Origin of the sequence: Gilliamella sp. B3367 (assembly GCF_026536825.1) — a bacterium.
GTDB classification, from domain to species: domain Bacteria; phylum Pseudomonadota; class Gammaproteobacteria; order Enterobacterales; family Orbaceae; genus Gilliamella; species Gilliamella apicola_E.
The window spans coordinates 88037-102264 of record NZ_JAFNNJ010000008.1 but is presented as its reverse complement, the minus strand read 5'-3'; the positions used below and the strand labels follow the sequence as shown (position 1 = coordinate 102264).

The window sequence follows — 14228 nt, the reverse complement described above, 5'->3', positions numbered from 1 at the left end:
TGCCGAACTCAGAAGTGAAACGCCGTAGTGCCGATGGTAGTGTGGGTATTACCCATGTGAGAGTAGGGTGCCGCCAGACTTTTAAATTAGAGCGAAAGCCCAGCAGCAATGCTGGGCTTTTTTGCATTCTAAAATTAGTAAAAGTATATTCATGAATCATTTATTATTCAGATCCATTTGTCTAAGGAGTAAACAGTGGATAATTTAAACTTTTTATATCAATTTTTTGGTTCAGATTTTATTGAAAAATATACAACAGTTCCTCAACTAATTGGTATATTAGGTTATCTTGTCGGTGTTAGTGCCTTTTTGCAACGTAATGATAATGCATTCCGATGGCAATTAACGATTGTTAACGTCATTATGACGCTGCATTTTTATTTATTAGGTCCTGAATCCTATCCTGCTGCTATACTCAATATTGTAAATATTTTTAGGAATGTGACTTCTACTTATACTAAGAATTTTTTAGCAATGTTTTTCTTTATTGCATTGATGTGGATATTTTATTTTTTTACAACGCCGGATTGGAAGCAATTGATTAATTATTTCTCGGTTATTGGAACGACATTAGTAACCATTGCGCTATTTCGATTTGAACAACAAAAGATGCGATTACTTATATTATTGAGTAGTGCTTTATGGATCATTTATAGTTTATGGATAGGCTCTTTAGGAAGTCTAGCGATAGAGATTACATTTGCGCTAATTAATATTATTACTATTATTAAATTATCCCAAAAATCTCGCATATAATATTAGATTTAGACGATTAATATCATTTTCCTATTTATTTATTAGTGTATGTATGAAACAATTCAGCTATATAAAAAAATAAATTTTTGAGGTAGTCAGTGATCGATAATGATGGCTACCGTCCAAATGTAGGAATCGTTATTTGTAACAGGTATGGTCAAGTACTTTGGGCTCGACGTTATGGGCAAAACTCTTGGCAATTTCCTCAGGGCGGAATAAAACTAAACGAAACACCTGAACAAGCAATGTTTCGTGAACTTAATGAAGAAGTAGGATTACAACCCAAAGATGTAAGAATTTTGTCGGTTACCAATGGCTGGCTAAGGTATAAACTACCTAAACGAATGATTCGTTGGGATAATCAGCCTGTATGCATCGGCCAAAAGCAGAAGTGGTTTTTATTAGAATTAATTTCTGATACATCGGTAATAAACTTAAATATTTCACCAACGCCAGAATTTGATGATTGGAAGTGGGTAAGTTATTGGTATCCTATAAGGCAGGTTATTGCTTTTAAGCGTGATGTATATCGTAAGGCGATGAAAGAGTTTTCTTTGCCTGTTTTTACTATACAATCTGACATAGAAGATCCTATAACAAATCTTTCTAAGAAAAAACGATTTAACTTCTTTACTCATAAACGAAAAAATAAACAGCGTGTTAAAAAATGAATCAATTTTTACAATTCCCCAATTTTGATCCAATTGCTTTTTCAATCGGACCTATTTCCTTACATTGGTACGGTGCAATGTATTTATTTGGCATACTTGGCGCCTTATATTTAGCTAAGCGACGAGCTAACAAACCAAATAGTAATTGGACATCGCAACAAGTTGAAAATTTACTCTTCTGGGGATTTTTAGGTCTCTTCATTGGTGGACGATTAGGCTATATATTATTTTATAACTTTGATGCTTTTATTGATGAGCCTGCAATCTTATTTCGAGTTTGGGAAGGCGGCATGTCTTTCCATGGTGGATTGATTGGTGCAATTTGCGTTATTGCTATATTTGCTAAAAAGAACCAAAAAACATTTATGCAAGTAGCCGATTTTGTTGCACCGTTAGTTCCGATCGGTTTGATGTTTGGCCGTTTTGGTAATTTTATCAACGGTGAACTTTGGGGACGTGTAACTAACTCATCAATTGGTATGTTATTTCCGACTTCGACTCATGCCGATTTTATGTTTGTACAATCACATCCCGAATGGTTTTCTTTATATAGCCAATTAAATGGTGTTTTACCAAGACACCCATCACAACTTTATGAAATGGTATTTGAAGGCATAGTCTTATTTATTATTTTGAACCTTTTTATCCGTAAACCACGTCCAACAGGTGCTGTGTCAGGGCTATTTTTGGTTTGCTATGGAATATTCAGATTCATCATAGAGTTCTTCAGACAACCAGATGAACAGTTAGGATTATTTTTGAATTTTATTAGTATGGGGCAAATTCTCTGTCTACCAATGATTATCGGTGGAATTTTGATCCTTTTATATGCATATAGATTTAACAATAAGGTTATCTCAAAATGAAACAATATTTAGCATTAATGCAAAAAATTTTAGATGAGGGAACACCTAAATCAGATCGAACAGGGACAGGTACATTATCGATCTTTGGTCATCAAATGCGATTTAATTTGCAAGATGGCTTTCCGTTGGTAACAACAAAAAAATGTCATTTACGTTCAATTATCTATGAATTGCTTTGGTTTCTTAAAGGTGATACCAATATTAATTATTTAAAAGATAATAAAGTAACGATATGGGATGAATGGGCGGATGAAAATGGTGATCTTGGCCCAGTTTATGGTAAACAATGGCGTGCTTGGGGAGCCGCTGATGGTCGTCAGATAGATCAAATCTCTCAAGTAATTGAACAAATTAAACATGATCCTGATTCAAGACGAATGATCGTTTCTGCATGGAATGTTGGCGAACTTGATCAGATGGCATTAGCGCCATGTCATGCTTTTTTTCAGTTTTATGTTGCTCAAGGTAAACTTTCGTGTCAACTTTATCAGCGTTCATGTGATGTATTTTTAGGATTACCATTTAACATTGCCAGTTATTCGTTAATCGTTCATATGATAGCTCAACAGTGTGATTTAGAAGTCGGTGATTTTGTTTGGACTGGTGGAGACACACATCTTTATTCTAATCATATGGAACAGACCCATTTACAATTAAGTCGTGAGCCGAAACCATTGCCTAAACTGGTTATTAAACGTAAGCCACCTACAATTTTTGATTATGAGTTTGAAGATTTCGAAATTGTTGGCTATGACCCTTATCCTGCAATTAAAGCGCCAGTAGCTATTTAAAATTAAAAAAAAGTTGAGGAGCGGCCTTTTTGAGCATATTTCAATTTAATAATTACTAAAAATTATAGAATAGGGATTAATCAATTTAATCCCTAACATCTTTTTTAAAACATTATCTTTACAAAAAAATCTATTAATAAAATGATGTTCCATCATGCTTAATTATTTTATTTTTCTGCCGCTTAATTCAAGATTGGTATATAATAATTCACTTTGTTTAAATTGTTATTTAATCTTAATATGAGTCAAGAAATTCATCCTACTTTTACAAAACGGTTATTACATCCTCGTTACTGGTTAACGTGGTTTGGTATTAGTGTTTTATATCTAATCGTATTGTTGCCATATCCAATAATTTATCAAATAGGAAAAGGCTTAGGATTGCTTTCAATGAAGTTAATCGGTAAGCGTAAAGAAACCGCAAAACAGAACTTGAAACTATGTTTTCCTGAAAAAACCGATCAAGAACGCTATAACATATTAAGAGATAATTTTATTTCAACTGGACTTGCTATATTTGAAACGGGTATGGCTTGGTTTTGGTCAGATAAAAGACTTGCTAAACACTCTTCAATTGTAGGTGATTCGCATATCACTCGCATACAACAATCTGGACAAGGTGTTCTATTAATAGGGATTCATTTTTTAACGTTAGAGCTAGGTGCACGTATTTTAGGAATGAGTCATCCTGGTGTTGGTGTCTATCGACCAAACGATAATCCGGTTATGGATTATATTCAATTAAAAGGTCGTTTAAAATCAAACAAATATATGTTGGATCGCTATAATACTAAAGGCATGATTAGAGCACTAAAAAATGGTGAATTGTTATGGTATGCACCTGATCATGATTATGGACCTAAAAATAGTGTATTTGCTCCACTTTTTGCTGTCGAAAAAGCCGCAACCACAATAGGGACTCGAATTTTAGTTAAATTAGGCCAACCAGCAATTATACCTTTCACTCCTAAACGTGAAACAAAAGGTCATTATACCGTTTATGTGACTCCTGAACTTAAGGGATATCCTATCGATGATGATGTTCAAGCAGCCACGTTTATGAATAAAGCAATTGAACAGGAAATTCTTAAAGCACCAGAACAATATATGTGGTTGCATCGACGATTTAAAACTCGTCCCAAAGGGGATGCTCCTTTATATACTGATAAAGTTCAATCAGATTAATTTAACAAATTCGATTGTGAAAAACGATAAGATACGATATGCAAAAACTAAATAAAATAATTTTGTATTGCCGGCCTGGATTCGAAAAAGAATGTGCGGCAGAAATAACTGATAGGGCCGCACAAAAAGAGATATTTGGATTTGCGAAAGTTAAAGAAAATAGTGGTTATATAATATTTGAATGTTACCAAGATGGTGATGCTCAATTATTGATTAAAGAAATTTCATTTCGAACACTGATTTTTGCCAGACAAATGTTTGTTGCAGGTGATTTATTAGATAATTTACCAACAGAAGATCGTATCACTCCAATAATCGAGGCATTATCTGGTATTGTTGATAAAGCAGGTGATTTGCGTGTCGAAGTTGCTGATACGAATGAAGGTAAACAATTAGCAGGATTTTGTCGGAAATTTACAGTTCCTCTTCGACAAGCTTTACGAAATAAGCGCATCCTTTTAAAAGTTCAAAATCCATCACGGCCAGTAATTCATCTATTATTCATTAACAATAATAGTTGTTATGTAGGATATTCCTTAAGTCAAAATAATTCGCCTTTTTATATGGGAATACCAAGATTAAAATTTCCTGCTGATGCACCAAGCCGTTCCACGTTAAAACTAGAAGAAGCTTTTCATATTTTTATTCCTTATGAAGAGTGGGATGAACGACTAAAAGGTGGTTTAAATGCAGTTGATTTAGGTGCGTGTCCTGGAGGATGGACTTATCAATTAGTCAAAAGAAGCATGATGGTATATGCTATAGATAATGGTCCGATGAATGAAAAACTTATGGAGTCAGGGCAAGTTAAACATTATCGTGAAGATGGCTTCAAATTTATACCTAAAAAGCATAATATTTATTGGCTAGTGTGTGATATGGTTGAAAAACCAGCCAAAGTAACAGAATTAATTGCCAAGTGGCTTATTAATGGTTGGTGCCGAGAGACAATTTTTAATCTCAAGTTGCCAATGAAAAAACGTTATGAAGAAGTAAAACAAAATTTACAATTACTAATAAAAGAACTAAATAATAATCAAATCAATGTACAAATTCAGGCTAAGCAGCTTTATCACGATCGTGAGGAAGTTACTGTTCATGTGCAACGAATTTGGGGATGAAAATTTATAAGAGAATGGGTATGAAATTAAAACAATCCTTTTATGCTATTGTTATGTTAGCATTATTTTCGCTTTTAATTGGCTGTAATCTCAGCTTATCGAAAAGTGGTAAATATGATGAGACTAAAGATTCCAATTATTATTTGTCGCAAGCTGAATCAAGTTCAGGAAATGCCAAAATCGATTGGCAATTGTTAGCTGTGCGGGCTTTAATAAATGAGAATAAATTGTCTCAAGCAAACAAATTATTATCTGAGCTTCCTGCGAATCTTAATGCTGAACAACAAAAAGACCAATTGTTATCTCAAGGCGAAATAGCGGTCAGAAAAGGACAGCCATTTAATCTTAATCAACTATCTGCTGATAAATTAAATGATTCACAATCATATCGTTATTATTCAATAAAATTAGCTTTAGATCGCAAAGCTAGAAATATAAATGAACAAGCTCATGATTATTTATCTTTACAAAAATTTGCCCCTGAGAAACATCAAAAGCAGATATTAAATAATACTTGGAAATTCTTTAGCAAATTATCTGCAAGTCAAATAAGCCAAATTTCTGCCCTTGAAAATGAAGTAATATTAAAAGGTTGGATTGATTTAAGTTATACATATAAAAGTAATAATAAAAAAGCATTAGCTCAGTCTGGTGATAGTACTGATGTTGTTGATGCAACAAATAGTAGTCAAAGTGCACAATTAAAACAAGCTATTGAAGATTGGTCATCAAGATATCCAAATCATCCAGCCCAAGAGATTGTTTCGGCGCTAGTAGGTGGCCAAAAGCTTTCAGTTGATAATGTAAATACGAAAACAGTTGCTTTATTATTACCTTTAAATGGTTCTTCTCGTATATTTGGTAATACAATTCGTCAAGGTTATGTTGATGCTGTTAAATTTTATCCACAAGAACCGCAACAAAATGTTGTTGTTTTAGATACCACATCATTACCAATGGAAAGCTTAATTGAACAAGCTCAAGCACAAAATGTTGAATTAATTGTTGGGCCATTGTTGAAAGAAGAAGTTATTAAAATAAAACAGTTAGCACCTTCTATTCCTGTTTTAGCATTAAATAAAGTGGATGACGGTACTGTTTCCTCTAATAAGATGTGTTTCTTCGCATTATCTCCTGAAGATGAAGCAAAAGATGCGGCTGACCATATTTTTGCTCAAAATAAGCAAAAACCACTATTAATTGTTCCACAAACTGATTTAGGTAGACGAGTTGCTAAAAGTTTTGCTAAACAATGGTCACAAATTGCTAATGGTTCTCAAGCTTATGTCCAATATGTCGGTAGTATCGGTACTTTGAGAGGCAATATGAATCATAATAGTGGAATAAGTTTAACTGGCCGTCCAGTCTCTTTTGATGATGGTAGTGCTACAACATCATCAAGTTCCGCTGGTTTTGATGCGATTTATGTTTATGCATCATATGACGAATTAACGTTAATAAAACCAATGCTTGATTTGGGAGCGGGCAAAACTATTGGTAATGGGTCATCATCAGTTACGCTTTATTCTAGTTCTAAAAGCCATGTAGCAAGCGCTTCAAATGATTTTAACTATGATATGAATAAAACTGAGTATGCTGATATTCCATTGATTATCAATTCATCTGATAGAACGTCTTCCCTTATCCCTGGCAATATTCAAAAAGATTATTCTTTAACTCGATTATACGCTATGGGTATTGATGCATGGAGACTCGCTAATCGTTTCAATCAATTGGATTCTTATCAACCTAATTTTTTAGATGGTATGACCGGTAAATTGTCAACAAGTAATCAATGCGAAGTAACGCGATCACTTTCTTGGCAAGAATATGTTTATGAAGCATCTGATCAGTCCTCACAGCAAAGCGAATAGTAAAAAAATTGGTAAGTATTATGAACAATTAGCTTGCCAATTTTTAACCAAGCAAGGACTTGTATTATTGGAACAAAATAGCCTATACCAAATTGGTGAAATTGATTTAATTATGCGAGACAAAACCTGCTTGGTCTTTATTGAAGTTAGATATCGAAAAAATGCCCATTTTGGTGAAGCTGAAATGACAATATCGTTTAATAAACAATCTAAAATTAAACAAGCTGCACAACTTTGGATGTTAGAGAATAACTTTAATATTGAAGAAACAGAGTTTAGATTTGATGTTTTTGCCATAACGGGCAAAGATCAAAAATGGATAGTTAATGCGTTTTAATGGTTAGGTGAAAAACGTGCAAGATTTAATAAAAAATTATTTTACTGAAAGTATTCAAACTCAAATAGTGATGGCGGAATCACTAGGCTCTTCAATTGAAAAAGCAGCTAATATTATTGTTGGTGGATTACTTAATGGTAATAAAATTATGGGATGTGGTAATGGGGCTGCGGCAGCGAATGTACAAAGCTTTACTTCACGCTTAATTACAAGTCTTGACATTGAAAGGCCAAGTATTCCTGCTATTGCTTTAGTTTCGGATAATGTTTTGTTAAGTGCAATATCAAATCATGAAGAGATATATGCGCGACAAATTCAAGCTTTAGGGCAACAAGGTGATATTTTGATTATATCCACTTGTGAAGGTAATAGTCGCTCAATTATTCGTGCCGTCCAAGAAGCTGTGATAAAAGATATGAAAATTGTTGCATTAACCGCATTTGATGGTGGTGAAGTTATCGGGCTGCTTGGTCAGAATGATATTGAAATTAGAATTCCATCTTACAAAAAGGTGATGGCTTACGAAATGCACACAATGATTTTGAACTGTTTATGCCAATTAATTGAAAATACTTTGTTTATTCATACAGAATAAGTTGAAATAAAAACAGTTTAGTTCTGCATTAATAGCGTTTTTTGTGCTATAATTATAAGCTATTTTAAGATTTAAATTAATAAGAGAACATGGTGTTATGACCGAACTAGCCAAAGAAATAACTCCCGTCAATATTGAAGACGAATTAAAATCCTCTTATCTTGATTATGCAATGTCTGTTATCGTCGGGCGTGCTTTGCCTGATGTACGTGACGGACTAAAACCCGTCCATAGACGAGTTTTATTTGCTATGCATGAAGCTGGATACGACTGGAATAAACCTTACCGAAAATCTGCTCGTGTTGTCGGGGATGTAATCGGTAAATATCATCCACATGGTGATTCTGCTGTTTATGACACTATCGTTCGTATGGCACAACCATTCTCATTACGTTATATGCTTGTTGATGGTCAAGGTAACTTTGGTTCTGTTGACGGCGACTCTGCTGCTGCAATGCGTTATACCGAAATTCGTATGCAAAAATTTGCCGGTGCATTGTTGACAGATCTTGACAAAGAAACCGTAGACTTCTCGCCAAACTATGATGGATCAGAAATGATCCCTGATGTCCTTCCAACTCGAATTCCTAATCTACTCATTAATGGTTCATCGGGTATTGCAGTTGGTATGGCAACTAACATTCCTCCTCATAATTTAGCTGAAGTGATTAATGGCTGCTTGGCATTTATTGAGGATGAAAATATCTCTGTCGATGGTTTAATGGAGTATATTAAAGGTCCAGATTTTCCTACCGCAGCATTAATTAATGGACGTAAAGGTATTGAAAATGCCTATCGAACTGGTCGTGGTATCATTTATATTCGTTCTAAAGCAACGGTTGAAGTTGATGATCACACTGGTCGTGAAACGATTATTGTTAATGAAATTCCTTATCAAGTTAATAAGAAAAAATTAATCGAAAAGATTGCAGAGTTAGTCAAAGATAAAAAAATTGAAGGCATTTCAGCACTGCGCGATGAGTCAGATAAAGATGGTATGCGTATCGTTATTGAAATTAAACGCGATGCCGTTGGTGAAGTTGTTCTAAATAATCTTTTTTCATTAACTCAATTACAAGTTTCTTTTGGTATTAATATGGTGGCTTTACATAAAGGCCAACCAAAACTATTAAATTTAAGAGAAATGATCGAAGCGTTTGTGCTTCACCGCCGTGAAGTGGTAACGCGTCGAACTATTTATGAACTTCGTAAAGCTCGTGAACGTGCGCATGTATTGGAAGGTTTAGCTATTGCATTAGCTAATATTGACCCAGTGATTGAATTAATCCGTGCTGCAGCTACACCTTCTGAAGCTAAAGCTAAATTATTATCACAAGCTTGGCAACTTGGTAATGTGGCTGCAATGCTTGAAAAAGCTGGTAATGATGCAGCTCGCCCAGAAGATTTAGCGCCAGAGTTTGGTATTCGAGATGGCCATTATTATCTTTCAGAAGCTCAAGCTCAAGCTATCTTAGATCTTCGTTTACATCGCTTAACCGGACTTGAACACGAAAAAATTCTTGATGAATATAAGGAGTTACTAATTCAAATTAGTGGTTTACTCCATATTCTTGCAAGCCCAGAAAGATTAATGGAAGTTATTCGTGAAGAGCTTGAAGCGGTTCGCGATCAATTCCAAGATGCAAGAAGAACAGAGATTACTGCAAGCAGCGCAGATATCAATATTGAAGACTTAATTGCTCAGGAAGATGTCGTCGTTACACTTTCTCACCAAGGTTATGTGAAATATCAACCGCTATCTGATTATGAAGCGCAACGTCGAGGTGGTAAAGGCAAATCAGCAACAAAAATTAAAGAAGAAGATTTTGTTGAGAAGTTATTAGTTGCTAATACTCACGATACTATACTTTGTTTCTCTAGCCGTGGCCGTTTATATTGGATGAAAGTGTATCAATTACCAGAAGCCAGCCGAGGTTCTCGAGGTCGTCCAATTATTAATTTATTACCGCTAGAAGCTGATGAACGCATTACAGCAATTCTACCTGTTCGTGAATTTGATGATGAACATTGTGTATTTATGGCAACAGCACAAGGTACGGTTAAGAAAACCTCTCTAATTGAATTTAGTCGTCCTCGAAGCGGTGGCATAATTGCTATTAACTTACGTGATGATGATGAACTTATTGGCGTTGATTTAACAAGTAATGAAACATCTGATATCGTTGATGATGAAGAACTAAACGATGATGTGGTTGTTGAAGAGACAGATAGTGATGATGAAGTCTCTGAAATCTCTAACACCGAAGACATTATGTTATTCTCTGCTAATGGTAAAGTGGTTCGATTCCCAGCGAATAAAGTTCGTTGCATGGGACGAACAGCGACAGGTGTTCGAGGTATTAAATTAGAAGGTGATGATAAAGTTGTATCACTAATTGTTCCTCGAGGAAATGGTGCAATCTTAACTGCAACTCAAAATGGTTATGGAAAACGTACTGAACAAGAATTATATCCAACTAAATCACGCGCTACAAAAGGGGTTATCTCTATTAAAGTGAGTGAACGAAACGGTGCAGTAGTTGGTGCAGTACAAGTTGAAGAAACTGACCAAATCATGCTTATTACTGATGCTGGTACCTTAGTACGTACTCGTGTATCTGAAGTAAGCATAGTGGGTCGAAACACTCAAGGGGTAACCTTAATTCGAACAGCCGAAAACGAAAAAGTGGTCGGATTACAACGAATTGCTGAAACGGAAGATGATGATGAATCGGAATTGTCCCAAGAGGCTTATGATAGTGATGATTCCGCTCAAGAATCCGAAGAATAATTTTTAATTATAAAAAAGGATTAGCCACACAGACTAATCCTTTTTTGTTTTCGAAAACCACGACAAGGAATAGAATTACATGTCTTTCTCTATAAAAAAAGTTGTAACTAATCTTGCTTGGCAAATTTTAATTGCCTTGGTCTTAGGTGTAGTGGCAGGTGCTTTTCTATATGAATTAGCTGATCCTAATCATGAATTACATTCATATTATCAATTTGCAATTGTTAATATTTTCCAACCAGCAGGTGATATCTTTATCCGCTTAATTAAGATGATTGTATTACCAATTATTCTTAGTACGTTAACGTTAGGTATAGCAGGCATTGGTGGTTCAAAACGTTTAGGAATGCTTGGTTTTAAAACTATTCTTTATTTTGAAATTATTACTACTATTGCTATTTTGTTAGGTCTTTTTTGGGGAAATTTCTTTGCACCTGGCGCGGGAATTGATTCTTCAACGTTAGCCTCAGCAGATATTAGTAAATATACTAAAGCAGCTGAAGAACTTAGCGGTAAACCTCACGGTTTAATTGTTATGATTTTAGACATGATTCCAGCTAATATCTTTAAAGCAATGTCTGATGGTGCAGTTTTACCTGTTATCTTCTTCTGTGTCTTTTTTGGCTTAGGCTTAATGTCGTTACCTGATAAACAGCGTGATCCATTTTTATTCTTGTTAAAAGTGGTATCAGATACAATGTTTAAAGTCACTAATATGATTATGCGTTACGCACCTATTGGGGTATTTGCATTAATCACGGTAACTGTTGCCAAATATGGATTCGCTTCATTATTGCCATTACTGAAATTGATTTTAACCGTTTATTCAGCAATGATTATATTTACCTTGGTCATATTAGGTTTAGTTTGTAAATTGTGCCGATTTAATATTTTTACCTTATTAAAAATATTGAAAGAAGAACTCGTCATTGCGTTTTCAACTGCAAGCTCTGAAACAGCTTTGCCTAAGATCATTGAAAAAATGGAAGCTTATGGTGCACCGAAAGCAATTACGAGTTTTGTTATCCCTACTGGATATTCATTTAATCTTGATGGTTCAACACTATATCAAAGTATAACTGTTATTTTTCTCGCGCAATTATTTGGTATGGATTTAAGCATTCTGGATCAAATTATCATTGTTATAACATTGATGATAGCATCAAAAGGGATAGCTGGTGTACCAGGTGCTTCAATTTTAGTGTTATCAGCAACACTTGGTAGTGTTGGTATCCCAATCGAGGGTATTGGTTATATTATGGGTGTTGAGCGTATTTTAGATATGGGTAGAACAGTAGTTAATGTTGTGGGTAATGCATTGGCTGCTATCGTTATAGCCCGCTGGGAACATGCTTTTGATGATAAAAAAGCAAGAGCATATGAGCAAGAATATTTAAAATAATTCTATTAATATTTAGTGCTATAATCATTATTCTAAAGTAAAAAACTATCTGTAAATGCAGATAGTTTTTTATTATTTAAACAGCGGTTATATATATTTTGTCATATCAAATTCAACCCTTTCACCATCTGGGCCACTAATAAGAAAAAAACTCACCTCACAGTGCTCTCTTTTCTCATAAATCGGCCCTTCATTGATTGGGTAACCAAGTTCTTTTATTTTATGAAGCATTTTATCAATGTCATTAACCTCTAGTGCAAAATGTTCAATACCATTGTGAGATTGGCTTAAATTAAAATAGTTAGTTGTATTAGGTAATTGATACAGCTCTAAAGTCAGCTTTGGTGAAGTTAAAAACTCTACGTGTACTTCACCATTTTCCACTTTCTTGGAAAATTTTTCTGTAACTACAAATCCTAACGTTTGATAGAAAGATGATGATTTATTGATATCACTAACTCTTAAACCTATGTGGGCAATACCTGTTATTAAATTATTCATATTAAATTCCTTTTCTCGAACAATAGAAACCATAAAATGCGACGTAGATAAAACAGCATAGAGGGGCGATAAATGCTATTTGCATATTTCCTTGATTTAGATCAGAAATGATTCCCATAACTAGTGGAATAATTGCACCGCCTATAATAGACATAACGACAATTGATCCTGCTGTTTGAGTATCTTTACCCATTCCTTTAATTGTTAAACCAAAATTAGTTGGCCATCCTGGTGCCATACAAAAACTAATAGTAGTTAATGTTGCAATGGCAATAATACCAGAACTAATTATTGCTATTGATAATAATATTACAGCTAGAATTGCGAATATGCTTAATAACTTAGCAGGACTTATTTTTTTCATTAAAAATGTAGAAACAATTTTCCCTAATGCATAAAAAAGTAGTGATATGAGCAACCAATACGTAGCATTATGCTCAGATGTGCCAGTTTCAACTTGTTGGACGAAACGTATAGTAAAACTCCAGACTCCAACTTGTGCACCAACATATAAAAATTGAGAAATAATACCCAAAGTAAATCGAGGAATAGCAAAAAGTCGTTTTAAAGAATGAATTAAATTTTCATTTCCTTGATTTTCAGTCGAACTCGCTTTACACGCAGGGAATTTGACAAAAATAAATATTAATGCGATTAAAACTAATATTGAACCAATTATTATATAAGGTGTAACTACTTGCCCAACCATTTGATGCCTTGCCGCATTCGCAGCTTCAGGTGTCATTTGCAATAATTCAGCATGGCTAGGATCATCTTTTCCAAACACTAATTTCTGGCCGATTAGTACACCTAATATGACACCAACTGAATTAAATATTTGTGAAAAATTAATCCGTTGTGTTGATGTTTCTATAGGCCCCAATAAACTTGAATAAGTATTACAAGATGATTCAAGAAATGACAAACCACATGCAATAATACCTAAGCAACCAAGAAATGCATAATAGGTCATGGATGAGGCCGCAGGAATAAATAAAAAGCAGCCTGTCGCATATAGCATTAACCCAATAACAATCGCTAATTTGTAAGAGAATCTTTTAATTATAGCTGCTGCTGGTAAAGCGATAAAAAAGTATCCTAAAAAGAATACTGATTGAACTAAAGCGGTTTGTGTATCTGTAAGATCAAACCCTTTTTTAAACTGAGCAATTAAAATATCATTTAAATTAACAGCCATTCCCCATAGTGCAAATAAACAACAAACTAAAATAAATTTTGCCCATGGCGTTTTTGTTAAATAAGTACTACTATCTAAAATAGATGATTTATTTTTCATATTCATAATAAAACCTAATATTTAAAAATAATTAGTAATAA

13 protein-coding genes are annotated in these 14228 nt (G+C 34.2%); 11 read left to right on the top strand and 2 right to left on the bottom strand.

All coding sequences use genetic code 11. The features are described 5' to 3' along the window. Positions 1-195 precede the first annotated feature (195 nt). The 11 genes from J3U23_RS10830 to gltP all read left to right on the top strand — a co-directional run bounded on the left by J3U23_RS10830 (position 196) and on the right by gltP (position 12389). Positions 196-756 (top strand): YgjV family protein, encoded by a 561-nt coding sequence (locus J3U23_RS10830; protein ID WP_267339232.1) that lies wholly within the window; start codon positions 196-198, stop codon positions 754-756. 98 nt (positions 757-854) lie between these two features. Continuing rightward, on the top strand, positions 855-1427 hold the full coding sequence (gene rppH, locus J3U23_RS10825) for an RNA pyrophosphohydrolase (protein ID WP_065735008.1): 573 nt from the start codon (positions 855-857) through the stop codon (positions 1425-1427). Next, entirely contained in the window at positions 1424-2293 is an 870-nt protein-coding gene (gene lgt, locus J3U23_RS10820; RefSeq protein WP_065735009.1) for a prolipoprotein diacylglyceryl transferase, read from the top strand. The genes rppH and lgt overlap by 4 nt, the downstream gene beginning before the upstream one ends. Further along, the gene (thyA, locus tag J3U23_RS10815) at positions 2290-3084 is read left to right on the top strand and encodes a thymidylate synthase (protein ID WP_065735010.1); all 795 of its coding nucleotides are present in this window, start codon (positions 2290-2292) and stop codon (positions 3082-3084) included. The genes lgt and thyA overlap by 4 nt, the downstream gene beginning before the upstream one ends. Before the next feature lie 240 nt (positions 3085-3324). Continuing rightward, complete coding sequence (lpxL, locus tag J3U23_RS10810) at positions 3325-4269, top strand: LpxL/LpxP family Kdo(2)-lipid IV(A) lauroyl/palmitoleoyl acyltransferase (protein WP_267339231.1); 945 nt, start codon at positions 3325-3327, stop codon at positions 4267-4269. A gap of 38 nt (positions 4270-4307) precedes the next feature. Further along, a complete protein-coding gene (rlmM, locus tag J3U23_RS10805) occupies positions 4308-5390 on the top strand; it encodes a 23S rRNA (cytidine(2498)-2'-O)-methyltransferase RlmM (RefSeq protein WP_065735012.1) in 1083 nt (360 codons plus the stop codon). A gap of 20 nt (positions 5391-5410) precedes the next feature. Next, complete coding sequence (locus J3U23_RS10800) at positions 5411-7264, top strand: penicillin-binding protein activator (protein ID WP_267339230.1); 1854 nt, start codon at positions 5411-5413, stop codon at positions 7262-7264. Continuing rightward, positions 7227-7601 (top strand): YraN family protein, encoded by a 375-nt coding sequence (locus tag J3U23_RS10795; RefSeq protein ID WP_065735146.1) that lies wholly within the window; start codon positions 7227-7229, stop codon positions 7599-7601. Before J3U23_RS10800 ends, J3U23_RS10795 begins: the two co-directional genes overlap by 38 nt. Positions 7602-7617: 16 nt before the next feature. Continuing rightward, on the top strand, positions 7618-8196 hold the full coding sequence (locus tag J3U23_RS10790) for an SIS domain-containing protein (RefSeq protein WP_065561979.1): 579 nt from the start codon (positions 7618-7620) through the stop codon (positions 8194-8196). 97 nt (positions 8197-8293) lie between these two features. Next, a complete protein-coding gene (gyrA, locus tag J3U23_RS10785) occupies positions 8294-10987 on the top strand; it encodes a DNA topoisomerase (ATP-hydrolyzing) subunit A (RefSeq protein WP_267339229.1) in 2694 nt (897 codons plus the stop codon). Positions 10988-11078: 91 nt separating this feature from the next. Next, positions 11079-12389, top strand: a complete 1311-nt coding sequence (gene gltP, locus J3U23_RS10780) for a glutamate/aspartate:proton symporter GltP (RefSeq protein WP_176713972.1) — start codon at positions 11079-11081, stop codon at positions 12387-12389. 87 nt (positions 12390-12476) lie between these two features. Here the strand turns inward: gltP and J3U23_RS10775 are convergent, their stop codons facing one another. Both J3U23_RS10775 and fucP read right to left on the bottom strand, forming a co-directional pair. Further along, positions 12477-12890: a VOC family protein gene (locus J3U23_RS10775; protein WP_267339228.1), complete on the bottom strand. Its 414-nt coding sequence runs from the start codon at positions 12888-12890 to the stop codon at positions 12477-12479. Between the two features lies 1 nt (position 12891). Further along, complete coding sequence (gene fucP / locus J3U23_RS10770; RefSeq protein WP_267339227.1) at positions 12892-14193, bottom strand: L-fucose:H+ symporter permease; 1302 nt, start codon at positions 14191-14193, stop codon at positions 12892-12894. Positions 14194-14228: the final 35 nt, after the last annotated feature.